Origin of the sequence: Anaerococcus faecalis (assembly GCF_013371425.1) — a bacterium.
GTDB classification, from domain to species: domain Bacteria; phylum Bacillota; class Clostridia; order Tissierellales; family Peptoniphilaceae; genus Anaerococcus; species Anaerococcus porci.
In genome coordinates this window covers 149,690-176,111 of the sequence record NZ_JABVBA010000001.1, presented here as the reverse complement: position 1 = coordinate 176,111, position 26,422 = coordinate 149,690, and the positions used below count along the sequence as shown (strand labels likewise).

21 protein-coding genes are annotated in these 26,422 nt (G+C 28.6%); 3 read left to right on the top strand and 18 right to left on the bottom strand.

Annotation, left to right across the window (positions count from 1 at the left end):
- Positions 1-7 precede the first annotated feature (7 nt).
- The 3 genes from deoD to rpiB all read right to left on the bottom strand — a co-directional run bounded on the left by deoD (position 8) and on the right by rpiB (position 3,259).
- Positions 8-727 (bottom strand): purine-nucleoside phosphorylase, encoded by a 720-nt coding sequence (gene deoD / locus HV819_RS00870; RefSeq protein ID WP_154538799.1) that lies wholly within the window; start codon positions 725-727, stop codon positions 8-10.
- A gap of 94 nt (positions 728-821) precedes the next feature.
- Positions 822-2,816 carry a transketolase gene (gene tkt, locus HV819_RS00865; protein WP_154538800.1) on the bottom strand — a complete coding sequence of 665 codons (1,995 nt, stop codon included), beginning with the start codon at positions 2,814-2,816 and terminating at the stop codon, positions 822-824.
- Positions 2,816-3,259 carry a ribose 5-phosphate isomerase B gene (gene rpiB / locus HV819_RS00860; RefSeq protein WP_154538801.1) on the bottom strand — a complete coding sequence of 148 codons (444 nt, stop codon included), beginning with the start codon at positions 3,257-3,259 and terminating at the stop codon, positions 2,816-2,818. Before rpiB ends, tkt begins: the two co-directional genes overlap by 1 nt.
- Before the next feature lie 165 nt (positions 3,260-3,424).
- Here rpiB and murC point away from each other — a divergent pair, with 165 nt between their 5' ends.
- Positions 3,425-4,813 carry a UDP-N-acetylmuramate--L-alanine ligase gene (gene murC, locus HV819_RS00855; RefSeq protein WP_154538802.1) on the top strand — a complete coding sequence of 463 codons (1,389 nt, stop codon included), beginning with the start codon at positions 3,425-3,427 and terminating at the stop codon, positions 4,811-4,813.
- 129 nt (positions 4,814-4,942) lie between these two features.
- On the opposite strand, the gene HV819_RS00850 is transcribed toward murC, so the two are convergent.
- The 14 genes from HV819_RS00850 to HV819_RS00785 all read right to left on the bottom strand — a co-directional run bounded on the left by HV819_RS00850 (position 4,943) and on the right by HV819_RS00785 (position 21,563).
- On the bottom strand, positions 4,943-5,794 hold the full coding sequence (locus HV819_RS00850; RefSeq protein ID WP_176269319.1) for a ComEC/Rec2 family competence protein: 852 nt from the start codon (positions 5,792-5,794) through the stop codon (positions 4,943-4,945).
- Positions 5,794-6,138, bottom strand: coding sequence for a type II toxin-antitoxin system PemK/MazF family toxin (locus HV819_RS00845; RefSeq protein WP_154538804.1), 345 nt, complete (start codon positions 6,136-6,138; stop codon positions 5,794-5,796). Before HV819_RS00845 ends, HV819_RS00850 begins: the two co-directional genes overlap by 1 nt.
- 107 nt (positions 6,139-6,245) lie before the next feature.
- On the bottom strand, positions 6,246-7,436 hold the full coding sequence (locus tag HV819_RS00840) for an NAD(P)H-hydrate dehydratase (RefSeq protein ID WP_154538805.1): 1,191 nt from the start codon (positions 7,434-7,436) through the stop codon (positions 6,246-6,248).
- The gene (locus HV819_RS00835) at positions 7,436-8,710 is read right to left on the bottom strand and encodes an amidohydrolase (protein WP_154538806.1); all 1,275 of its coding nucleotides are present in this window, start codon (positions 8,708-8,710) and stop codon (positions 7,436-7,438) included. Before HV819_RS00835 ends, HV819_RS00840 begins: the two co-directional genes overlap by 1 nt.
- 19 nt (positions 8,711-8,729) lie before the next feature.
- Entirely contained in the window at positions 8,730-10,151 is a 1,422-nt protein-coding gene (gene gatB, locus HV819_RS00830; RefSeq protein ID WP_154538807.1) for an Asp-tRNA(Asn)/Glu-tRNA(Gln) amidotransferase subunit GatB, read from the bottom strand.
- The gene (gatA, locus tag HV819_RS00825) at positions 10,141-11,550 is read right to left on the bottom strand and encodes an Asp-tRNA(Asn)/Glu-tRNA(Gln) amidotransferase subunit GatA (protein ID WP_154538808.1); all 1,410 of its coding nucleotides are present in this window, start codon (positions 11,548-11,550) and stop codon (positions 10,141-10,143) included. Before gatA ends, gatB begins: the two co-directional genes overlap by 11 nt.
- A gap of 10 nt (positions 11,551-11,560) precedes the next feature.
- Entirely contained in the window at positions 11,561-11,839 is a 279-nt protein-coding gene (gene gatC, locus HV819_RS00820) for an Asp-tRNA(Asn)/Glu-tRNA(Gln) amidotransferase subunit GatC (protein ID WP_154538809.1), read from the bottom strand.
- Positions 11,832-13,838 carry an NAD-dependent DNA ligase LigA gene (ligA, locus tag HV819_RS00815; RefSeq protein ID WP_154538810.1) on the bottom strand — a complete coding sequence of 669 codons (2,007 nt, stop codon included), beginning with the start codon at positions 13,836-13,838 and terminating at the stop codon, positions 11,832-11,834. Before ligA ends, gatC begins: the two co-directional genes overlap by 8 nt.
- Before the next feature lies 1 nt (position 13,839).
- The gene (locus tag HV819_RS00810; protein WP_154538811.1) at positions 13,840-16,032 is read right to left on the bottom strand and encodes an ATP-dependent helicase; all 2,193 of its coding nucleotides are present in this window, start codon (positions 16,030-16,032) and stop codon (positions 13,840-13,842) included.
- Between the two features lie 174 nt (positions 16,033-16,206).
- A complete protein-coding gene (locus HV819_RS00805; RefSeq protein ID WP_154538812.1) occupies positions 16,207-16,530 on the bottom strand; it encodes a YerC/YecD family TrpR-related protein in 324 nt (107 codons plus the stop codon).
- 10 nt (positions 16,531-16,540) lie between these two features.
- The gene (locus HV819_RS00800; protein WP_154538813.1) at positions 16,541-18,196 is read right to left on the bottom strand and encodes a formate--tetrahydrofolate ligase; all 1,656 of its coding nucleotides are present in this window, start codon (positions 18,194-18,196) and stop codon (positions 16,541-16,543) included.
- A gap of 92 nt (positions 18,197-18,288) precedes the next feature.
- The gene (locus tag HV819_RS00795) at positions 18,289-18,945 is read right to left on the bottom strand and encodes a type 1 glutamine amidotransferase (RefSeq protein ID WP_154538814.1); all 657 of its coding nucleotides are present in this window, start codon (positions 18,943-18,945) and stop codon (positions 18,289-18,291) included.
- Positions 18,942-20,273, bottom strand: a complete 1,332-nt coding sequence (locus tag HV819_RS00790; RefSeq protein ID WP_154538815.1) for a Mur ligase family protein — start codon at positions 20,271-20,273, stop codon at positions 18,942-18,944. Before HV819_RS00790 ends, HV819_RS00795 begins: the two co-directional genes overlap by 4 nt.
- Before the next feature lie 126 nt (positions 20,274-20,399).
- Positions 20,400-21,563, bottom strand: coding sequence for an IS256 family transposase (locus tag HV819_RS00785; RefSeq protein ID WP_176269318.1), 1,164 nt, complete (start codon positions 21,561-21,563; stop codon positions 20,400-20,402).
- 417 nt (positions 21,564-21,980) lie between these two features.
- Here HV819_RS00785 and HV819_RS00780 point away from each other — a divergent pair, with 417 nt between their 5' ends.
- Positions 21,981-23,180: a homoserine dehydrogenase gene (locus HV819_RS00780; protein ID WP_176269317.1), complete on the top strand. Its 1,200-nt coding sequence runs from the start codon at positions 21,981-21,983 to the stop codon at positions 23,178-23,180.
- Positions 23,180-25,483: a homoserine kinase gene (gene thrB / locus HV819_RS00775; RefSeq protein WP_176269316.1), complete on the top strand. Its 2,304-nt coding sequence runs from the start codon at positions 23,180-23,182 to the stop codon at positions 25,481-25,483. Before HV819_RS00780 ends, thrB begins: the two co-directional genes overlap by 1 nt.
- Positions 25,484-25,641: 158 nt before the next feature.
- Here thrB and HV819_RS00770 read toward each other — a convergent pair whose 3' ends face one another.
- Positions 25,642-26,346 (bottom strand): glucosaminidase domain-containing protein, encoded by a 705-nt coding sequence (locus HV819_RS00770; protein ID WP_320595876.1) that lies wholly within the window; start codon positions 26,344-26,346, stop codon positions 25,642-25,644.
- Positions 26,347-26,422 lie beyond the last annotated feature (76 nt).

Below are 26,422 nucleotides of genomic sequence, written 5' to 3'. Positions count from 1 at the left end.
TAACCCCTTATTTAGGTGCAACTTCTAGTGCTAATTCCATCATTTGAGTATAAGAATTTTGTCTGTTTTCAGCACTATCAGCTTCATTTGACACTAAAGAATCACTAATGGTAAATATTGCTAAAGCTTTCTTTCCGTATTTTCTAGCGGTTGTAAATAGACCATAAGATTCCATTTCAACACATAAAACATCATATTGTTGTAAGTTTTTAAATACTTTCTCATCAATATTACTATAGAATTGATCTGAAGAGTGCACTTGTCCACAATGAGTTATATAACCTAACTCTTTTGATTTATTATAAGCTGTCAAAAGTAAATCAAAATCTGGTGTTGGTGAAAAATGTATATTTCCAAATAAATTATCATTTATTGAGGACTCACTACAAGCACTTGTTGCAAGAACAATGTCATGCAATTTCACATTTTCTTGCATGCTTCCAGCACTTCCAACTCTTATTATAGTTTCTACATCATAGAATTTATATAGTTCATTAAAATATATCATTGATGATGGAATTCCCATTCCACTACCCATTACAGATACCCTTTTACCCTTATAAAAGCCTGTAAATCCTAACATTCCTCTAGTATTTGTAAATTGTTTATAATCATCTAAAAAATTTTCGGCTATATACTTTGCCCTTAAAGGATCTCCAGGCATTAATACAGTATTAGCAATCTCATCTTTACTTTTTGCTGAAATATGTGGTGTTGGTATACTCATATTCACTCCTTTTTATTATTCTTATAATTATAATATATCACTTTTTAGTATTTTTTTAAAATAAAGAAGGCAAGTAGTAAGCTTGCCACCTTAATCAATTGAATTTTTCTTTATATTTCTTAGCTATTATAGTTTTATCAAAACCTAATTCTTCTTTAACATCCTTAAAATTACCTGATATACCAAAGCTATCTACAGCTATATTTAAACCTTCATTACCTGTAAACTCGCTCCAACCAAAAGAAGTTCCCATTTCAATAGATACTCTATTTCTTACATCTTTTGGTAAAATTTTCTCTTTATATTTTTCACTTTGTTTTCTAAATAATTCAAAAGAAGGCATTGATACTACCCTAATATCAATATTATCTTTTAACAGTTCTTCTCTAGTTTCTATAGCAAGCTCTACTTCACTTCCTGTTGCTATTATAATTCCATCAGGTTTATCTTTATTTGAATCTTTAATTATATAGGCCCCCATAGATATATCATCCAATTTTTCAGTTTCTTCTAAGTTAGACACATTTTGACGAGTTAGGGCTATAACTACTGGAGATTCTTTACTCTCAAGTGCTATCTTCCATGAAAGCCTAACCTCATTAGCATCACATGGTCTAAGCACTATAGTATTAGGAATTGCTCTAATCATTGCTAATTGTTCTATAGGTTGGTGTGTTGGTCCATCTTCACCTACTGCTACCGAATCATGAGTAAACACATAAGTTACAGGTATATGAGATAGAGCAGAAAGCCTTAAACCAGCCTTAAGGTAGTCTGAAAATACGAAGAATGTAGATATATGATGGAAAGATCCACCATGTGCTACAATTGCATTAGCAATAGCAGACATTGCAAATTCTCTTACTCCATACCATAAGTTTCTTCCTTCAGGATTTGATTTTTTGAACCTATCACTTGATTTTATATCTGTCTTATTTGAAGAAAATAAATCGGCACTTCCTCCCCAAAAGTTTTTATTTATTTTTGCTATATCTTGAATTATATCGCCACTTGAAGCTCTTGTGGCAATCGGTGCATCTTCGTGTGAATATTTTTTAACTTGATCAATCCAATTTTCATCAAGTTTTCTTTCAAATCCACTTATATAATTTTTTGCGTCTTCTGGGTATTTTTCTTTATATTCTTTAAATTTTTCAAGCCATTTTTGATATTTTTCTTTACCATTTTTCAATATATTTTCCCTAAAGGTTTCGTATATATTTTCAGGTATTTCAAAGTCGTCATAGGACCAATTATAGAATTTTTTTACTCTTTTATAATCATCAAAACCTATAGGAGCACCATGAACTTTATTGGTACCCTGGTTTAAAGAACCATAACCTATAATAGTTTTAATCTCTATGAAACTAGGTCTATCCTTACTTTCTTTAGCTTTATTTATTGCTTCATATATAGCATCTAAATCATTACCATCATCAACTTTAAGATAATTCCAATTTTGAGCCTTAACTCTTCCTTCAATATTTTCAGAAAATGAAGTTTTTAAATCTCCATCTAAGCATATATCATTAGAATCATGTAAAATTATAAGTTTATTTAAATTTAAGTGTCCAGCAAGACTCATAGATTCATATGAAATACCTTCCATAAGATCACCATCTCCACATATGGCATAAGTATAGTGATCTACAATCTTTAAGTCTTCTTTATTATATAAAGCTGCAAGATGCTTTTCAGCTATAGCAAATCCAACTGCATTTGCAATTCCTTGACCTAATGGTCCTGTGGTTACCTCAACTCCATCAGTATGTTTTCTTTCAGGATGTCCTGGAGTCTTAGAACCTATTTGTCTAAAGTTTTTTAAGTCCTCAATAGATAAATCAAATCCACTTAGGTGAAGTAATGAATAAAGCATTGCTGATCCATGACCTGCTGATAAAACAAACCTATCCCTATTATGCCAATCACTTTTTTCTGGATTTACATTTAAAACCTTATTCCATAATACATATGCCATTGGGCTTGCACCCATTGGAAGACCAGGATGTCCACTATTTGCACTTTCTATTTGAGCAATTGATAAAGTTCTAATTGCATTTATAGCATTGATATCTTTTTCATTAAACATTAATTATTCTCCTCAATTTCAGTGATTTTTTCTATTCTTCTTTGATGCCTTCCACCTTCGAATTTAGTTTTTACAAAAGTTTCTACAATTATCTTTGCAACTTCTGATCCAATTACTCTTGCACCAATACATAAAACATTACAATTGTTGTGTGCTCTAGACATCTTTGCAGAATAAACATCAGATACGCAAGCAGCTCTTATTCCTTTAACTTTATTAGCAGAAAGACTCATACCAATTCCTGTTCCACATATTAGTATTGCAAAATCCGCTTCATTATTTATGATTTTTTCACATGCCTTTTTTGCAAAATCAGAGTAATCACAAGAATCCTTATTATAAGTGCCTACTTTTTCAACTTCTTGACCTAAATCAAGAAGAATTTCTTCTACACTATCAACAAGATCTATACCTCCGTGATCGTTACCTATAATATATCTCATTTTTACCTCTCAATTCATTAACTTTATATAATAAAAGATTATCATTTAATAGAATTTGTGTCAATTTTCAAAATATAAAGATAAATATTGAGAAATGGAGTAATTATTTAACTTATGGTATAATAACATAAGTTAAAATAAAAAAAAGCTTTTAAAGGAGTAATAATGTTTGAATTTAATATAAATGATTACAAGTATAAAAATATTCACATGATTGGAATAGGTGGTATTTCAATGAGTGGAATCGCCATTTTACTAAAAGAAAATGGTTACAATATTACAGGTTCTGATAGACAGCTTTCCGAAACAAGTAAAAACCTAATTAATAATGGGATAGATGTCCTAATTGGACAAAAAAAAGAAAATATTAAAAATCCAGATTTAGTAATATATACTGATGCTATAGCAGATTCTAATGAGGAACTAATAGCAGCACGTAAGCTAGATGTACCAGTTGTTACAAGGGGTGTTTTTCTAGGAGCCCTTATGAGAAACTATAAAAACTCAATTGCTATTTCTGGTTCTCACGGAAAAAGTACCACAACAAGTATGATTTCAAAAATTCTTATGCATTCTTCAAAAAATCCTTCAATTTTATTAGGTGGAGAATTAGATGAAATTGATGGAAATGTACACGTAGGTGACAAAGATTTTTTAGTAACTGAGGCATGTGAATACAAAGGAAATATAAAGTATTATTATCCTTCAACTGTAATCATCCTAAATATAGATGAGGACCATCTAGATTTTTATAAGGATTTAAATCAAATAATTGAAACATTCAAAACCTATTTAAGAAACCAAGATAAAGATTCTAAAACTATACTAAATCTTAATGAAGAAAATAATAAACTTATTTTAGATGCTGTTCAAGGTGAGCTTATAACATATGGTCAAGATAATAAAGATGCTGATTATAACGCTACTAATATAACATTTGATGAACTTGGCAAGCCGAGATTTGATTTGATTATGAAAGATGGTAGTGTTGAACATTTCGAATTGTCTATAATAGGAAGACACAATATAAATAATGCTTGTGCAGCAATCATATCAACTCATGAAAATGGTGTAGATATTGAAACTATAAGAAAATATTTAAAAGAGTATAAAGGGCTTGATAGAAGAATGCAAGTAATAGGTAATGTAAACGGATGCGATATTATGACAGACTATGGACATCACCCTTCAGAAATTAAAGTGACTCTAAACGCTCTTAAGGAGCATACAAAGGGTAGGTTAATATGTGTATGGCAACCTCATACATATTCAAGAACCAAAACTCTATTTAATGATTTTGTTGAAAGTTTTGATGATGCAGATGAAGTTATAATTACTGATATATATGCAGCAAGAGAAGCATTTGATCCTACTATAAATAGCAAGGATGTAGTTGATGCTATGGTAAAGACTGGAAGAAATGCAATTTATATTCCAGATTTCGAAAGTGCTCGTGATTATATACTTAAAGAAATTAAGAAAGATGATCTAGTAATAACTACTGGGTGTGGAAATCCAGATGAGTTAGCTAAAATGATAGTAAAAAGTAAATAATAATAATAATAAAATCCCTCTAAATTTAGTGAAACTATATCTATGGACTGAACCACAAAAGTTGAAGATAAAAAACCAATTTGGGAGGTCGGTTCAACCTATATTAAGTTTCACTTTAAAGAGGGATTTTTATTCTTTATCAGTATATACTTTTATTTCATTCCCATTACTTTCTAAGGATATATTACCATCAATGTCTGTTCTTAAAAGTTTTATATTCTCGTTTATAAGTAAATCAATTACACGTTTAGCGGGATGATTATACCTATTATTTTTTCCAACTGAAAGTATAGCAAGCTTTGGTCTAACTTCTTTAATAAACTCTTTTGAAGTAGAAAATTTACTCCCATGGTGTCCTAGCATTAGTACATCACTTTTTAGATTATAACCACTATATATTAGCTGGTCTTCTATTTTCGTATCAACATCTTGAGGAAATAAGAACGAATTATTGCCATGACTAAGTCTTAAAACTATGGAATTTTCATTATCTAAACTATCTTCAAAAGATTTAGGCCATAAGATTTTAAATTTTGCCTTACCTAAAATAAATTCATCTCCGACTTGTGGATGAATTATATGAGCACTAGAATTTTTTAAGGATTTCATAAAAGATTTATAAATTTTACTATTCTTTTTATAGTTAGGACAAATTACATTGATAACCCTTTTATTATCCAATATGGATATAAGACCCGCTATATGGTCTTCATCATAATGACTAACTAGAAGATAATCAATAGTATCTATATTTTTATTATCAATATAAGAATAATATTTTCTACTACTAGACCTACCTCCTCCATCTATCAATAAAACTTTTTTGTTTTCTTTTACTAATACAGCATTACCTTGACCTACATCTATATAGTCAATTTCTAAATTTGTATCTATTTTCTTATTGGTATATGTATAATAGCTAACTATTGAAAGAACTATTAGTAAAACTACTATTAGTATATTTTTAATAATTGATTTCATCAATCAATTCCAACAGAAACTGCTATAGCTTGGTCAATTTTTATCATAACTGATTTGTCGAAACTTCCCAATTTATCTCTTAATCTTCTTTTATCAATAGTTCTTAACTGCTCCAATAAGGCTACACTATTTTTAGGTAAACCAAATTTATTAGCACTAAGTGAGACGTGAGTAGGGAGTTTTGATTTTTTTATCTGGCTTGTGACAGGAACCACAATTATAGTTGGAGAGTATTTATTCCCCATATCATTTTGAACTACTATAACGGGCCTAACGCCCCCTTGCTCACTACCAACTACTGGAGAAAGATCAGCATAAAATAAGTCACCTCTTTTAACCTTCATTTATATCTCCTATTAGCTTAATATTTATTTTTTTAATATATTTATCAAATATTTTCAATTTATAAAAATCATTATGTATATAGACTAAATTAAAGTTTTTTATCATTTTACTTCCTCATTAATTTATAAGCTTCACTTATATTATTAACTATATCACTTGCAATCATTGAATCAGCCCCTAACTTTATTTTAGCAATATCTCCTGCCAATCCATGTATATAAACTGATAATATGGCAGCATTTAGAGGTTTCATTATTGATAGATTTGCCAAAATAATACCTGTTAAAACATCGCCACTTCCAGCAGTAGCCATGCCGGAATTTCCTGTATTATTTATATAAGAGTAATCTCCATCTGTCACAATAGTTTTTTGACCCTTTAAAACTAAAATAATTTTATTTTCTTTTGCAAATTTCTTTGCAACTTCCATTCTATTTTTATTTATGTACTCTAAAGGAAGCTTAGATAACCTATGAAATTCCATTACATGTGGAGTTAGAATTATATTTTCATGATTTTTAAGTATACTAATATCATCAGATAAAGCATTTAATCCATCAGCATCTATAACAATATTTTTTTTATATTCTTTTATAACTGAGAATAAAAGCTTATTTAAGCCATTAGCTCTTCCCATGCCAGGGCCTATAGCTAGACTATCCTTATTTTTTAAATATATGAGAATCTTATTATATATCTCATCACTATAATGAAAATTATCACATTTTACTTCTTCTATTATACTTTCAGTTGACTTTATTTGTAAAATATTTGAAATAGATGACGGACAAATAATATGACTTAGTCCGCATCCTGATCTAAGTGAAGCAAGAGATGACAAATAAACAGAGCCACTCATTCCATTACTTCCGCCTAATATTGCAACTCTGCCAAAATCCCCTTTATGAGAATTTTCATTTCTATCTACTAATAATTTTTTTATATTTTTATCAATAATAATTTCATTAAATAGACTTTTATTATTACATATAGCAACAGCATAATCTGATTGATGACTTATACTTATTTCAAGCTCTATTTTATTATCAACTACTGCATATGGTTTATTATTTATATGTAAAATCTCTATTTTTTTTCTTAAAATATAAGCTAAATTAAGATTTAAAGCTTTTATAACGGCCTCTTTTGCAGCAAATAGACCAGCAAAAGTTTCTATTCTATTACCTTTTTTATTTCCATAATGAATTTCATTATCAGTAAATATTTTATAAATAAATTTAGGATTTTTACATTTCATCCTAAATTTATTTATATCAACTAAATCTATACCTAGCATTATCTCATCCTTAATCTTTTAAATGCTTCTTCTGATTTTGCCATCACTTCTTCAATATCCAAATTTGTAAACTCATAATTTTCATAAACAATATCACCATCTATTATTACTGTTTCTACATCCTTATCATATGTTGAATAACAAACTGATGATATAAGATTATTTTTTGGAGTATGATTTGGATTGTCTAAGTCTATTAAAATTAAATCAGCTCTTTTCCCCTCTTCAAGACTTCCAATCTTATCAAAAAGTCCTAAAGCCATAGCACCATTTATAGTAGCAAGTTTTAAAATATCATAAGCTCTTAAATTCTTTGGATCATAGTATTTTGAAACTAAGGAAGCCAAAGAGATTTCTTTAATCATTGATAAATTATTATTGCTAGCTGCTGAGTCAGTCCCCATTGCAACATTGATTCCCATAGATAATAATTTAGAAACATCTAAAAAACCAGATGAAAGTTTTAAATTTGATGATGGATTATGAACTATAGAAACATTTTTATTTTTTAATATTTCAATGTCTTTTTCAGATAAGTACAATCCATGGGCTGCTATAGTCCTATTATCAAATATTCCACACTCATTAAACACTTCAGTTGGACTTTGACCAAATTTTTTTTGACATTCAATGTTTTCTGCCTTTGTTTCTGATAGGTGAATATGGATTGGAATATTTTTTTTTGATGATATTTTGGATATTTCTTTAAGATAGTCCTTGTCAGTCGTATAAACAGCATGAGGACCCAACGCTATATTTATTTTTCCATCTTTTCCATCAAATTTTTCATAAAGAGCTAGATTTTCTTTTATTTTTTTATTATCCTTATCTTCTAAGGTTAGACCTCTTGATATTTGTGCTCTCATTTTTGACTTATCAAGTGCTTTTATGGTTTGCTCTTCAAAGTAATACATGTCAGCAAATGTTGTAGTGCCAGTCATAATCATTTCTATTTGTGATAAAAGTGAAGCCCAATAAACATCGTCTTTTAATAGTTTATCTTCAAGTGGCCAAATTTTTTCATTTAACCATGTCATAAGACTCACATCATCAGAATAATTTCTAAAAAAACTCATGCCAACATGAGTATGGGCATTTATAAACCCTGGCATGACAAGTTTTTCACTTCCATCAATCTTTTTATCATAATTAAAATATTGTGTGTTATCTGAAATTTTTGTAATATTACCATCTTCAATACAGATATTAGATTTATAAATTTTTTCACCATCTGCCATTGAGAGTATGTTAGCATTTTCTATTAATATATTCATAATAAATCAATTCTTAGAATTAGAATTTGGCTATTTTATCTTTAAGCAAAGCATTTACTTGTTGTGGATTTGCCTTACCCTTGGTCTTTTTCATAGCTTGACCTACTAAGAATCCAAAAGCCCTATCCTTACCATTTTTTATATCTTCAATAGATTGAGGATTTTCTCTCAAAACTTCATTTACTATGTCTTCTAGGAAATTTTCATCACTTATTTGTAGAAGATTTCTCTCTTTAGCTAGTTTCTCTGGATCATCATTACTTTCAAAGATTTCTCTTAAAAGTTTTTTACCAACATTATTGTTGATTTTATTTGAAATAACCAAGTTTATAAGTTTCGCAAAGTTTTTTACAGATAAATTCATTTGGTCAGATTCTATTTTAAATTCATTTAATCTTCTTGAAAGCTCTGTTAAAATCCAATTAGAAACTTCTTTTGGATTATCTACAATTTCATTTGTGCTTTCAAAAAGTTCTGAAAGTTTTCTATCATTTGATAAAAGGTTAGCATCATATGAAGATAGTTTATATTCTTCTATATATCTTTGCTCTTTTTTCTCAGGAAGTTCAGGTAAATTATTTTTTATATCTTCTATGAAACTTTTTTCAAGCTTAATTCTTGGGATATCACCCTCTATGGAAAATCTATAGTCATTTGTAGTTTCCTTTGTTCTCATAGATATAGTGCTTTGACTTAAATCATCCCATCTTCTAGTTTCTTTTATACCTAGATTACCATCTTCTAGCATTTTTTTATGTCTATTAGTTTCAAAATTTAAGGCATCTTCTATAGCTTTCATTGAGTTAAGATTTTTTATTTCAGATATGGCAGTTCTTTTCCCATTTTCAAGATTTTCAAGGTTTATATTAACATCACAACGCATTGATCCTTCAGCCATTACGCAATCTGAAACATCCAAAAATCTCAATGTTTGGGCAAGCTTTTCTACAAATTCTCTAGCTTCTTTAGCAGATTTCAAATCTGGCTCTGATACTATTTCTATTAATGGAAGTCCTGCTCTGTTATAGTCCATTAATGTCCTATTATTTTCATCATGATTTGATTTTGCAGTATCTTCTTCCATATGGATGTGGTTTAGTCTTATTTTATCTCCATTTTTAAGCTTTATATATCCACCAACAGCATAAGGTTCATCTTGTTGTGTTATTTGATATCCCTTTACAAGGTCTGGATAGAAATACTTCTTTCTGTCCATTTTCATTTCTGTCTTTATATCACAGTTAAAAGCAAGTCCAGCCATAATTGCATATCTTACTGCTTCTTTATTAATTCTTGGAAGAGTACCAGGATGACCTAAGCAAGTTGGACAAGTATTTGTATTAGGGATAGCACCAAATTCATTTTTGCATGAACAAAACATTTTTGTTTTAGTTGACAGTTCAACGTGAATTTCTAATCCTATTATTGTTCTAGTCTTCATTTTTTATCCTTTCAAACTCTTCACAAGCATTTATAATCTCTTTATCCTTGAATCTATCACCAATTATTTGAATACTTCCTGATATACCCTTTCTAACAGGTACTGAAACTCCACATAATCCTGCTAAATTAACTATTACATTAAATATATCTGATGAGAAGTCTTTCAATGGATTATCTGTATAAATTCCAAGTTTAGATGGCAAATCTACAGTTGTAGGTGTAATTAAGAAATGATATTTATCAAATATTTCTTTTAATTCTTCAATAATTAGACTCCTGATTTTTAACCCTTGCTTGTATATCCTTTGATTATCTTCACTTGATAAATACATAGTTCCCAGTGCTATTCTTCTTTGAACATTTTCTCCAAAACCTTCAGATCTATTTTTTATAAATAGTTCTTCAACATCTTTATAATCTTCTGTTTGGTAACCATACCTGATGCCATCAAATCTAGAAAGATTTGAGCTTACTTCAGAGCTCATTACTACACTATAAACTTCATTAGCATACTTTGAGTATTTTAGGTCAACCTCCTCTATTATAGCACCCTTGTTTTTAATTAAGTCTATGGCATTTTTATAATCTTCATATACAGAGTCTGTAATGTTAAATTCATTGTTATCATTTTTTATAATTGCAACTTTTTTACCTTCAAAGCTAAAATCATCGTCAGAAAATTTATATTTTTCTAAGCTTGCTGTCATATCCATTTGATCAGGACTTTGAACTGCACTTGCTAAAATTCTTAAGTCTTTTACATTGTTTGCAAATAAAGATACTTGATCTAAGGTATTTGCCATAGCTACAACTCCATACCTACTCATCATAGAATAAGTTGGCTTATAGCCAATTATATTACAATAAGAAGCAGGTTGCCTTACTGACCCGCCAGTATCAGTACCTAAAGAAACTAATACATCACCTTTTGCAACACTAACTGCAGAACCTGATGATGATCCACCCGGAATCAAATTTTCATCAAGCGGATTTAAAACTGGACCAAAATAAGATGTTTCACCAGACCCACCCATAGCAAACTCATCCATATTTGTTTTCCCTATAATTATACCATCTTCATCTAAAATATTTTCAACTACTGTAGCATTATATAAAGGTGTGAAATCTTCAAGCATCTTTGAAGCACAGGTCAATTTCATATTCTTATATGAAATATTATCCTTAACACTTACAGGTATTCCAAATAATTTTCCTAAATTCTCACCACTTTTAAGTTTTTGATCAAGATATTTTGCTCTTTCAAGAGAATCTTCTTCATTAAATGATATATAAGCATTTGTTTTATCATTTTTTATCTTTTCTAAAACTTTTTTAGTATGATCATAGACTGAAATCTCTTTATTTTTATATTTTTCAATAGTTTTGTTTATATTCATCAATATCTCCTTAAAGTTTCCAATCTAATCTAAAGTATCCAAATTGAGTATCTTTAGCATTTTTTAAGGCATCTTCTCTATCAAGAGATTCTTGAGCTTCATCCTCTCTTAATATAGCCTTATGATTTTCTAACATTTCTGTCATTTCGACATTTTCACAATCTACCTCAAATATATGATCTATAAAATCAAGTATTATATTATATTTATTTGTTATTATATCTATATCTTCATTTGAAAGATCTAAGTTAGCAAGTCTATAAACTCTTTCAACTTCATTTTTATTCATAGTTTTCCTCCAATTTTTCTATAAAATCGAGTAGATCTTCACTTTCTAATATTTCAATTCCCAATTCAATAGCTTTATCTCTTTTTGAGCCAGGTTTTTGACCACACAAGACTAGGTCTGTATTTTTAGAAACAGAACTTGTTACATTACCTAAGTTATTCTCTATTAATTTTTTCAAATCATTTCTTTTATAATTATCAATAGAACCCGTTATAACAATATTTTTATTTTTTAATAAGTCAGACTTAATACCTTTATCTATTTCTTTAATTTTTATGCCTTTTGATAAAAGTATATCAATTGATTTACTAATATTATGGTCATTAAAGAAATCTATTATATAACTTGCAGTTTTTTCACCAATATCTTCAATTTCTATTAACTCATCTTCTTTTGCATTTCTAAGATTATTAAAAGTCCTAAACTTATTAGCCAGGTCATTTGCAGTCTTTACTCCAACATTTGGAATTCCTATAGCATAAGTGAAATTTGATAAATCACATTCCTTACTATTTTCAATAGCATTTAATAGATTATTAGTCTTTTTTTCTTTAAATGATTCAAGTTTTATCAAATCCTCATATCCTATATCATATAAGTCATAAATTTCATTAATATTTAAATTTTTTATAAATAATTCAGCAGTTCTCTCACTCAAACCATCTATATCCATGGCCTCTCTTGAAGCAAAATGAACAAGTCTTGCTTTGAGTTGAGGTGTACATGATATAGAATTTGGACAGTATATATGAACATTCCCTTCAATAAGTTCTGAGTTACAAAAAGGACATCTTGATGGTTTTTCTATCTTTTTTGTATTTTTTTGATTTTCATCAACTACGCCCAAAATTTCTGGAATTACATCATTAGATCTTCTTATGAACACCTTGGAACCAATTCTAAGTTTTTTTCTTTCAATATCATCATAATTGTTTAAGGTAGCACGTCTTACAGTAACCCCAGAAAAATCTACAGGTTTGACTATTGCAGATGGTGTAACTTTTCCAGTTCTTCCCACATTCCACAAAACATCTTCTAAAATTGTAGTGTATTCTTCAGGATCATATTTAAAGGCTATTGACCATCTAGGGAATTTATTAGTATATCCAAGTACTTTTTGAGTTTTTATATCATTTATTTTAATTACTACGCCATCAGTTAATATGTCTATTTTATGTCTTTGAACTTTAATTCTTTCTATCTCTTTAACTAAGTCATCAAAATTATCAATTAAATTGTAATAAGGATATACTGGAAGTTTTTGCTTTTCTAAAAACTTAAGCATTTCTTCTTCAGTTTCAAATGATAATTCATTTGTAGGAATTTGATAAAAATATGCCTTAAGATTTCTTTTTTTTGTTTGACTTGTATCTAGATTTCTAATTGCTCCAGCTGCTGCATTTCTAGCATTCTTTAAAGGAACTTCATTTTCTTCATTGTATTTTTTTAATGAAGAAAGCGGCATTACAGCCTCTGCTTGGACTTCTATCAAAGATTTTTCATCAATTTTTGTTGGGATAGAAGAAATAGTAAGAACTTGTTCTAGAACATTTTCTCCAACTATTCCATTACCTCTCGTAGCTGCAGTTTGAAGCACTCCATCATTATAGGTTAGATTTATTGTTAGTCCATCAAACTTATACTCAGTTATAAATTCTAACTTTTTTAATTTATCTTCATGAGTATTATTATAATTTTGTCTTAACCTCTCACATCTATTAATCCACTCTTTTAGATCTTCGTAATTTTGTGACTTATCTTGAGAATATAACCTTGAAATATGGTAATGCTTTTCAAACTTATCGAGTATTACTCCTCCAACTCTTTGAGTGGGTGAGAATTTATCCACTATACCTGTTTCCTCTTCAAGATTTTTAAGCTCATCATATAGCTTATCATACTCACCATCTGATATTAAAGGTTTATCTAAGGTATAGTAGTGATAATTTAATTCATTAATTTGATCTATTAAATCTCTAATTCTTTCTTTTTTGTCCATATTAAACCTTCTTTATAGGAGCATAGTCTTGATTTAATTTTTTAAGACCTTTTTTATCAAATGCTACAACTAGTTCATTTCCATCAGTAGATAATTTTATTTGTACTATCATACCCTTTCCCCATTTAGAGTGGAGAATATTATCACCTATTTTAAATTCTTCTTTTGATGATTCCTTTATGGTTTTTTTCTTTAGAACACTTTCTCTGGCCTTATCTCTCATGTAATCTTCATTTGTCTTAACTCTTAACTCGTGATTGGAGAAGGTTTGAGTCTTATCTTGATCTAGCTTTTTTATTGAACCGTCTAATTCATTTAAAAATCTTGATGGTTTATAATATACTGGCTGACCATATTGTCTTCTAATTTCTGCTGAGGTTATATATAATTTTTCCATAGCACGTGTTATTGCAACATAGCATAGTCTTCTCTCTTCTTCAATATTTCCTTCATCAATACTTCTTTTTGATGGAAATAAACCTTCATCCATACCAACAATAAAACAGACTTTAAATTCTAAACCCTTCGAAGAATGAACAGTCATTAAAGATATAGCCTCATTACTTTCTTCCGTCTTATCAAGATCTGATAAAAGAGATAGATTTTCTAAGTAGTCATATATATTGTCTTCAGGATTATTTGACTGATATTCAGCTGCAGAAGACATAAACTCATTTAAGTTGTCAATCCTTGATCTATTTTCTATTGAATAACTTTCTTCAAGAGATTTTAAATAACCACTCTTATCCAAAACATTTTCAATTAAATCAACTATTAGATAATCACTATAATGTTCAAAAATATCTTTTAAAGGATCATAAAATTTTCTACAAGTATTTTTGTACTTTTCAGTAAGGCCATTGAAAAGACTTGGGTCTGTTACAAGTTCTGTCAAAGAAAAACCTAATTTAGAAGCCTCTTTTTCTAGTCCTTCTATGGTTTTTTGACCTATTCCTTTTTTAGGTTCATTAATAATTCTTTTTAATGAAATATCATCCTTAGGATTTACTAAAACTTTAAGATAAGCTACAAGGTCTTTTATTTCCTTTCTGTCGTAAAACTTTAAACCACCTATAACCTTATAATCTATAAGTTTTTTCATGAAAACTTCTTCAAATATTCTCGATTGAGCATTGGTCCTATATAAGATTGCAATATCACTTAATTTATAGCCATCTTTTAAAAGTGATGTAACTTCATTAACTACAAAGCTTGCCTCTTCTGTTTCAAGAGAAGATTTTTTATATAAGACTTCTGCACCATCTTTTTTTGATGTCCAAAGAACCTTATCTTTTCTTTCGGTATTGTTTTCTATCAATTTATTTGCAGCATTTATGATTTTTGAAGTCGACCTATAATTTTGCTCAAGTTTTATAGTCTTAGCATCTTTAAAGTCCTTTTCAAAATCTAAAATATTATTTATATCAGCTCCCCTAAAGCTATAAATAGATTGATCAGCATCTCCTACAACAGTAATATTATTATGTAGTTTTCCTATGAATTTAATCAATTCATATTGACTTTTATTTGTATCTTGATATTCATCTACATAAATATACTCAAACTTATTTTGATAGTAAGTTAGAGTATCAGGACTTTCTGCAAACAAGTCCAAAGTTTTAAGTATTAAATCATCAAAATCTAAGGAATTATATTCAAACTTTCTTTTTTCATAATTTTTATATATTTTATAATACTCTTCTTGTTTTACATAGAATGTATTTAATTTTAAGAATTCATCTGGGTATATTGATTTATTTTTACAATATGAGATTATATTTAAGGCTTCTTTTGGGCTTATTTCATCCTTATATCCTAAGTCTTTTATTATTTCTTTTACTAAAGTTTTCTGATCATTTGTGTCATATATTGTGAAGTTATTATCATAGCCTAACTTATCAATATTCATCCTAAGAATTCTTGCGCATATGGAGTGGAATGTCCCAATCCAAAGATAAGATACATCTTTACCCAATAAATTAGCAACTCTTTCTTTCATTTCATTAGCAGCTTTGTTGGTAAAAGTTATGGCTAAAATATTTACTGGATCCACATTTTTTTCTTTAATTAGATAAGCGATGCTTGTAGTTAGAACTCGAGTCTTACCGCTACCTGCACCTGCTACCACTAACAAAGGACCTTTATTATGTAAAACAGCCTCTTTCTGTTTATCATTTAAATTAGATAAGTCCATTTTTCACATCCTTTCATCCTTACAATTATACCACAAACTAGTTTGTAAAAAAGATTAATCAAATTAGACTAACTAAAAAACGGATTCACCTTGATTGATGTGTACCATCCTTACCGCTCTTTGTCCAGTTTTATGTCTATACATCATTAAGATAAATCCGTTATAAGTTTTTACTTATCTATTATTTTCTTTTTCTTCTTTTAGATTATTTGCTATAAGATTTTCTAAAACCAAATCATATCCATCAGTTCCATAGTGAAGCGACCTATTTACCCTGGAAATTGTAGCAGTTGATGCACCAGTTTGCTCCTCTATTTCACTATAGGTTTTTCTTATCTTTAATAATTTAGCTACTTGAAGCCTTTGTGATATAGATTGAAGCTCTCTTGCTGTGCAAGCATCCTCAAAAAACATATAACACTCTTTTCGATTTTTTAGCATCAATATAGCATCAAAAAATTCATCTAATTCTTTACTTTTTAATTTTGATTCTGTCATACATATCTCCCTAAAATAGTCCAACGATATTCCCATTTTCATCAATGTCAATCTCATAAGCAGCAGGTTTTTTGCCAAGGCCTGGCATCGTCATAATATTTTGTGTAATAGCAACTATGAAACCTGCTCCTTGATTTAATCTTATATCATTGATAGTAATTTCATATTCACTTTCAGGATTAAGATTCTTTGGATCATCAGAAAATGAATATTGAGTTTTAGCAATACATACAGGTAATTTATCTGAGTTTAAATTTTCAATTCTTTCTATTTCATCAAGGGCTTTTTTTGCATATTTTACTCCATTAGCTCTGTATATTTCTTTACAAATAACATCAATTTTCTCTTTAATAGATAAGGATTCATCATATAATAATTTAAAATCATTATCTTTATTTGATTTTTCAATAATATACTTGCATATATCTAGACAACCTTCTGAGCCCTTATGATATACATCACATTCAAAGGCCTCTATACCTAAATTATTAACTAGTTCTTTTAATAAACTTAGTTCAGCTTTAGTATCTTGGTCAAACTTATTAATTGCTACTACCACATTATTAGAAAATTTCTTCAAATTTTCTAGATGAACTTTAAGATTTTTAAAGCCACTTTTCAAACCCTCAAGATTTTCACAATTAATATCTTCAAGGCTAACACCACCATGATATTTTAGTGCTCTAACACTTGCAACTATTACAGTAATATTTGGCTTTATAGATGCCTTTCTACACTTAATATCATAGAATTTTTCGGCTCCCAAGTCTGCTCCAAAGCCTGCTTCTGTTACTGTATATTCCGATAAGGCAAGTGCCGTTTTAGTGGCTATAATAGAGTTACAGCCGTGAGCAATATTTGCAAAAGGTCCACCATGTATAATAGCTGGCGTATTTTCTAAGGTTTGAACAAGGTTTGGTTTAAGTGCGTCTTTCATGAGAACTACTACAGGTCCTGTAGCTTTAATATCATCTACTGTAACTGGATTGTTATCATAGTCATAGGCAACTATCATTCTGGATACTTTTTCTCTAAAATCATTTAAGTTATTACTTAAACAAAATACTGCCATCATTTCTGTAGCAACAGTAATATCATATCCATCTTGTCTAGCTATTCCATTCGTTTTTTTACCTAAACCAACTACTACTTCTCTTAAGGCCCTATCATTAAGATCAACACATCTTTTCCATAGAATATTACTTAAATCTATATTTTTTTCGTTACCTTGGTAAATATGATTATCAATCATTGCAGCTACAAGATTAACAGCACTAGTTATAGCATGAAAATCTCCAGTGAAGTGAAGATTAATATCTTCCATTGGTATAACTTGAGAATATCCTGCACCACAGGCTCCTCCTTTAATACCAAAAGATGGTCCTAAAGATGGTTCCCTTAAAGCTGAAATAGCTTTCTTTCCTAGTTTATTAAGCCCCATAGACAAGGCTATATTCATAGTAGTCTTACCTTCTCCATAAGGTGTTGGACTAATAGCAGTTACTAATACTAGCTTTGAATCTTTATTTTGATTTTCAGAATAAGAAAGATCGATTTTAGCCTTATAATTTCCATATTTCTCATACTTTTCAATATTGAGAAAATGTGCTATTTCATCAATATCCTTAATTTGAGCTTCTCTAGCAATTTCAATATCTTTTTTCATTTAAACTCCTATAAAACTTTATGATTTGCTTTTCATAGTACATTATATCAATAAAAACTTATCAATTCAATAGCTTATTAAAGTGAATTAGGTTAATACTGTTTTTTATTATCTTCTATGATTTGTAAAAATGTATCACACAAATTATCATTGCGAGCTAACAAAGGACCATGGAGATAACTTGCAAAAGTATTTTTATATCTAAATCCTTCAGTTTTATCTTGGCCATTATTTCCATATCCTTCAATAATGGTTGAAAATGCACAATGTTTATCTGAAAGATAAGTTACTCCACCATGATTTTCAAATCCTTCATAAATTTGTCCGCTTTTATTATCCTTAACCTTTACATTCCCAACAAATCTTTTAGAATCTTCTTGATTTTTTGTATAATAGTCAAAAATGTTAAGACCTTCTATTTTATTATTATAAGCATCATAATAATATTTACCTAAAAGTTGATATCCTCCACAAATCGCAAGAAATAATCCATCATTTTCAATATATTTTATTATGTTATCTTTTTTATTTTCTAAGTCTTTTTCGACTATTGACTGTTCGTAGTCTTGTCCTCCACCAAAGAAAACAAAATCATATTTTTTATAATAAAAATCATCATTAATACTAATAACATCTACATTTACTTTATAGCCCTTTTTTTCTGCTAAATATTTAATAGCCATAACATTTCCTACATCTCCATAGGTATTTAAAAGATTTCCATAAAGATGGCATATATTTATTATCATTGTAAGTTTAAAACCTCCCTTAATCTTAACATGGCAGTATAGGTTGAAAGTATATAAATTTTATTTGTTTTTGATGTACTGATAGCTTTTAAAATATCTTTTTCATAGTCAAATTCTATAATTTCCCCATCAAATATATCTGCGATTTCTAGTCTTCTCTTCATATCTTTTTTTCTCTTACCTGAAACTTTTACTTCTTTTATATTTAGTTTTTTTAGTCTTTCATAATAGGAGTCGTAAATCCAAGATACATCTGTTCCATCAGCATAATTATCATTTAAAAAGCAAAATAAACTTATAGGATCATCTTCTAAAAGCATAAGATTAATAATTTGATTTAAACCAGTTGGATTTTTAACTAAATTTATAATTACTTCTTTGCCCTCAATATTAAGATTTTCTTGACGACCAAAAACGTGTTCCTGATTTTTTAATCCATCATATATTTCTTCATAAGTAAGTTCCAATTCTTTTGAAAGAGATATGGCCGCAAGGGCGTTGTAAATATTATAAAATCCTCCAATTTGAATTTCATACTCTTCATTATCTATAAGAAATTTTGAATAATTTGCTTCCATAGATAAAATATTTTCAATATTATAATCTATTTTTGGAGAATGGAAATCACAGTTTGGACATGAAAAATCTCCTAGGGATGAATAATTTATAATTCTATATTTTAAAATAGACTTACAATTTGGACAAAGTATGCCATCACTATTAAACTCAGCATCTAAGTCATATAATTGACTATCTTTTTTATCCTCTCTAATACCATAATATATTGGATTATATTTTTTTAATGAATCATATGAAAATATTGGTAAATCACCATTTGCTATAATTTTTACATCATCACATTTTTTAAATCCCTCTAAAATCTTGTTATAAACATTATAAATTTCACCAAACCTATCCATTTGATCTCTAAATATATTTGTCAAAACAACATAATCAGGTTTTATAAATTCAGAAACCCTAACAAGATTCGCCTCATCTACCTCCAAAACGGCAACTGTATTTTCATTTTTAGGATTATCTAGAAGACTTGTAATTATTCCTTGAATCATATTTGAGCCAGATTCATTTGTAAACACTTTATTATAATGATTTTTAAGAATACTTGTCACAAAGTGTGTAGTCATAGTCTTGCCATTCGTCCCTGTAATAAAAATAAATTTAGTATTTTTACTAAGTGACTTAAGTATATCTTTATCCATCTTATAAGCAATTTTACCTGGAAGGCTTGTAGCCTTGTGTTTTGTCAATTTCAATAAAAAGCGAATTAATTTCGCTGTACTTATAGTTAAATTATCTTTTATACTCATGACATTAGTATATTACAAAAATTTTGATTTTCAAAATCATAAAACAAAACTATCTTTTTTATTTTATAATACATGTAAATAAGTCAAGTCCATAATATTGTGTAAATTATCCTAGTCCAATATTTACTATTTCATTCTAATATACAATTTAGAAGATGTTATCCAATCCTCATTGATATCAATGAGGATTGCTCCTATTAGTCTAATAGCTGAGTCTTCATTTGGAAATATTCTAATCACTTTTTCACATCTTCTAACTTCTTCGTTTAGTCTTTCTAAGCAATTGGTTGATTTAAGTCTACTATTAATTACGTCTGTAGATAGATATACAAAGGAATCTTCAAAGCCTTCATCTAAGGTGTCTAAAGAATTTTGAATTTTCTTTTCGTTCTCATATTTTGAGAATATTTCTTCTTTCATTTTTCTTGCTAAGTTTATATCTTGGATTTTAAATAGTGCTTTGATATCAGTTCTAAATTCTTCTGTGTTTTTCTTTGGTGCTTTTGATAGGATATTTCTTAAGAAATGTACCTGAAATCTTTGCCATATTACATTTACGAATGTTTCTTTTATTGCTTTTACTAGAGCTTTGTGAGCATCTGATATTACCATTTTAAGTCCAGATAGTCCTCTAGCTTTTAAGTATTCAAAGAAGTTTGACCATGAATTTTCACTTTCACTAGAACTTAGGTCTAAGCCTATAATTTCTCTATTTCCTTTTTCAGTTATTCCTATTGCAATATGACAAGCTTTTGATACTACACGATTGTTTTCCCTTACTTTTATGTAGACCACATCTACAATTAGATACGGAATTTTTAGTTTGCTTAAATCACTATTTCTCCATAGCTTTACTTCTTCGTCAAGCTCTTTAGTTAAAGATGATACAAAGGATTTAGAATATGTTTTACCACACATATTTTCTATCACCTTGGATACTTTTCTTGTTGATACTCCTTGAACATACATTTCTAGCATGGTTGAAAGTAGTGCTTTTTCATTTCTTTGATATTTTTCAAAGATTTCTGTTGAGAATTTACCATCTCTTGTCCTAGGTACTCTTAAGGTTAATGTTCCTATTTTGGTTGTATAGTCACGTTCATAGTATCCATTATGGTAGGTGATTCTGTTAGGATCCCTTTGATAGGCTGTATTTTCTAAATATTCATCTTTTTCCATAAGTTCATTAAAAACTTTTGTTAAGATAGATTTGGCAATTTTATTATCTACAGATTCATTAATTAAATTTTGTATTTCTTCTTGATTAATTACAAAATGTAATTGGGTCATTTGTTCCTCCTAGTTGGTTTTTGTGGTTAAAAACATTGTACTAGTTTGGGTTTCAAATGACCTTTTTCTTTTTACACAATTATACGGACTCTATCTGTAAATACAAATAATATTTTTTTGTTAATAATCATATAATTTAAGTCTTAGAAATAATATTTAAGCCAAACTTAAATATATTATCTATGTTTAATTGACTATTTGTATAAATCATAATTTTCATAATCTTCTTGACTTTTATCTTTTAAAGTAATAAAATCATAAAAAATATCTAAAACTTAATATTAAAAATTTATAAGTTAAATACTTGTATTGCATATTATAAATACATTTTATACTATTATTTTTATAAAAAGTAAATATTTGCTTAATATTAAAAATTATTAATTTATAAAAAACTGTTGTAATAAGGAGTAAATAATGAAAAGAATTGTAGGAATAGCGATATTAGGATTTGGAACTGTTGGTCAAGGCGTTTATAAAATTATTAAAGAAAAACATGACTCAATTATGTACTATACAAATGCAGAAATTGACATAAAAAAAATCTTAGTTAGAAATTTTAATAAAGAATATAAAGTCGAAATAGATAGAAATCTTTTAACAAATAACTTTGAAGAAATCCTAAATGATGACGCTATAGATATTATTGTAGAAGTAACCTCATCAATTGATCAAGCAAAAGACATGATGGTGATGGCAATGAATAAGGGAAAAGATATTGTATCCGCAAATAAGGCTGCTATTAGTAAGTATTTTAATGAACTTAATGACCTTGCAAGGGATAACAATCTTCATTTTCTTCATGAGGCAGCTGTTGCAGGTGGTATTCCTGTTCTAAAACCTCTTGGAGATTTAGTTATGGAAAATGACATTACAAGAGTAAGAGGCATTCTAAATGGAACCTGTAATTTTATTTTATCAAAAATGACAGAAGAAGGTGAGGATTACGAAAATGTACTAAAAAAAGCTCAGGAATTAGGCTATGCAGAAGCTGACCCATCTAGTGATGTCGATGGTATTGACACTCTCAGAAAACTTAGAATTCTATCAACAATGGCTTTTAGACAAGATGTTGATGAAAATGATATACTCTTAGAAGGTATATCAAATATAAAAGCTTGTGATATTAAAAATCTTGCAAAATTAAATAGAACCATAAAGCTAATAGGTGATGCGTGGGTAGAAGATGAAAAAATTAAAGCAATTGTCCAACCAGTAGCAGTTTACTCTAACTCCTACTTTGCATCTGTAAGGGAAGCCTATAATAGTGTAACAGTATATGGTGATATGGTTGGAGAATTAAAGTTTTATGGGGCTGGAGCAGGTATGCTTCCTACAGCTAACGCAGTTACAAATGATATTATAGATATATTATTTGATAGACAGTCTAAGGTAAGACTTGGTGAAGGACTTAATAGACAAATTACAAAAGATGAAATCAAGGGGGATTTTTATGTTAGATATAATTCTGAAATTATAAGTCTTGATAGTTTTAAAAGAAAAAAATTAACAAATGAAAGTTACTTAATTAAAAATTGTCAATATGAAAAACTTAAAAGAGCTCTTAAAAAAGATTCAAATTCTATAATAATAAGACTTGAAAGTGAGGATTATTGATGAAATTTCTTTCGACTAGAAATAAAAATATTAAAATGAATGGTTCTATGGCAATAATTAAAGGTATAGCACCAGATGGTGGTCTTTTTGTGCCAGAGTATTTTCCAAAGATAGAAAAACTTGATAGTCTAATTGATTATAACTATAAAGATCTTGCAGCATATATTTTAGGTTTATATTTTGACGATTTAGGTGATAAGGTAAAAGATATTGCTTACAAAGCTTATGATTCAAAATTTCCTAATGAAGTTGTAGTTTTAAAAGAAAATGATACTGTCTTTCTTGAACTTTATCACGGAAGAACTCATGCCTTTAAAGATATGGCCCTATCTGTCCTTCCACACCTTCTTAAAGCATCATTGGAGGTCAATAAGGACAATAAAAATATACTAATTCTTGTTGCAACATCTGGGGATACTGGTAAGGCTAGTCTAGAAGGTTTTAAAAATATTGATGGGGTTCGTTGCATGGTATTTTATCCAAAGGGAGGGGTATCAAAAATTCAAGAACTCCAAATGCTAACCCAAGAGGGAGATAATCTTGATGTAATTGCTATAAATGGAAATTTTGATAATGCCCAAAGTGCTGTTAAAAAAATTTTTATTGATCAAAATTACAAAAATCTACTTTTAAAAAGGGGATATGAACTTTCTTCTGCTAATTCAATAAATATAGGTAGACTTATACCCCAAATAGTCTACTATGTCTATTCCTATCTCAAGTTAGTAAAAATAGGAAAACTCAATATGGGTCAAAAAATTAATATATGTGTTCCTACAGGAAATTTTGGCAATATTTTAGCTGCATACTATGCAAAAAGGATAGGACTGCCTATAAACAAGTTAATAGTAGCATCAAATGAAAATAATGTACTTACAGATTTTTTTAATAGTGGTATATATAATTCTAATAGAAATCTTATTATTACATCATCTCCGTCAATGGATATACTAATTTCTTCTAACCTTGAACGTTTACTTTTCCACCTAGTAGATGGGGATACAAAAAAGGTCAAAATAGCTATGGAAGATCTTAAAAACAAAAAATCGTACAAGTGGAAAGACTTAGATAAGAGCCTTATAGAAGCTGGTTTTGCAACAGAAGAAGATATTTCAAATGCTATAAAAACTTGCTACGATAATTACAATTATGTAATTGATTCTCATACAGCTGTTTCATATAGTGTCTACAAAAGCTATAAAAATCGAACATCTGATAATACTCTGACATTAATAGCATCTACAGCAAGCCCTTTTAAATTTCCAGACAAGGTCTTGAATTCAATAGGTATTTTTAAATCAAAAGATGATTTTAAAAAGCTTGAAGATTTAGCTAAACTAATGAAGGTTGATGTTCCAAAAAATATTAAGGAATTAGAAAATAAGAAGATTATGCATCATAGGGTAATTGATCCTAAAAATATGAAAAAAGAAGTATTAGAAATCTTAAATTGCAAATTTAGTGTTAAAGTTCCAGCAACAAGTGCTAATATTGGAGTAGGCTTTGATACTTTTGGTGTTTCTTTAAATTTATTTAATACGTTTATATTTAAAAAATCTGAAACCTTCATGGAAGATAACCTTGTGATTGATTCATATAAAAAAACTTTTAAATATTTAGATGAGGATATTATTCCAATATCAGTAAAGATAAAATCACAAGTTCCATATACTAGAGGACTAGGCTCATCATCAACTTGCATAGTTGCAGGAGTATATTCTGCTCTTTTCATGATGAATAAAACCATAAATAAGGAACTTGCTCTTGACATAGCAACAGAAATTGAAGGACATCCTGATAATGTAGCTCCAGCCATTATGGGAAGCTTTGTAATTTCGCTTAAACACAATGAACACATACACTATAGAAGGTTTGAACTTAATAAAAATCTAGAATTTCTAGCTTTAATTCCTAATTTTTCATTAAGCACCAAGGATTCAAGGAATATACTTCCAAAAATGATTAGTCTAAAAGATGGAGTACATAATGTTTCAAGAGCTGCTTTACTTACTCCTGCTCTTGTAAATCTTGATAAAAATCTTATTAAAGTATGCCTTGATGATAGATTTCACCAACCTTACAGAAAGAGACTTATAAAAGATTTTGATTTACTTAAAGAAAAATCTCTAGAATTTGATGCAATTGCTACTTATCTTAGTGGTGCAGGCCCAACAATAATGGTACTTTCAGAAAAAAACTCCAAAACATATGCGATGCTTAAAGACTATATTAATAACAATCTCAAAAATTGGGATGTAAAAAAACTTAATATAGATCTTGATGGGGCTAAAATAATTTCATAATCCAATGAGCATAAAGTTTCTCTTATCTTTATGTCTTATAAAAATTAATTTTTCATTAAGGCATGCACCATTAGTTAATTATTAAGTTTAGAACAAAAAGAGGCTGTTGCAAAATATGAATTTCTATCATTTTGCAACGGCCCCTTTTAACCTTAATTTTATTTATTTTCTAATATATTTACAGAAACTTCTCTAATCATATAATCTACTTTTTCTGACCAATATGGATCTGAAGCATATAATTTTCCTATAGATGCAGTAGATATTCCATTATAAAACTTACCATCTTTACTCAAATAATTTTCTTTTAAGAATTTAGCTACATAGTCTATTGATTCACCCTTAGTTTTAAAATGGTTTGCTTTATTAATAGGATCTTGATCTATAGCATTGAATCCAAAAAGATTATTTTTTTCTTTTGCAAGATATGAATTTCCATTACCTGTTTCATGCTTAGCCATAGCCATTAAAAGTATTGCATTTACTCCATACTTTTCTTCTGCATTTTTAAAGTCTTTACCAAGGCCTAAAAGTTCTGTATTTTTAAGACCTGTTTCTAATTCATCAGCTGTAAAATCAGTCTTATTGGTTAAATATAAATAAGAATTCTCACTTATATTCTCAGAACCTTTTTCCCTAAACTCTTTTAAATCATTCTCTAATTTTTCATATCTTTTAATTTTAGACTGCTCTAAACTCAGTGCCTCTTTGTCAATTTTTTCTATTCCCCTAATAATCTTATTTCTTCTTTGACTTGAATTTGATGCAAATGATGAACTTTCAATTCCAGATGAAATAATTAGCACAAGAACAATAGATAAAAAAGAAAACATAGATATTTTTAATTTTTTATATTTAAACACACATATCTCCCTTATTATTTTAAATGTTACAGAATTGTTACAAATATTCTATCATAACTTATGCTATATTTCAACT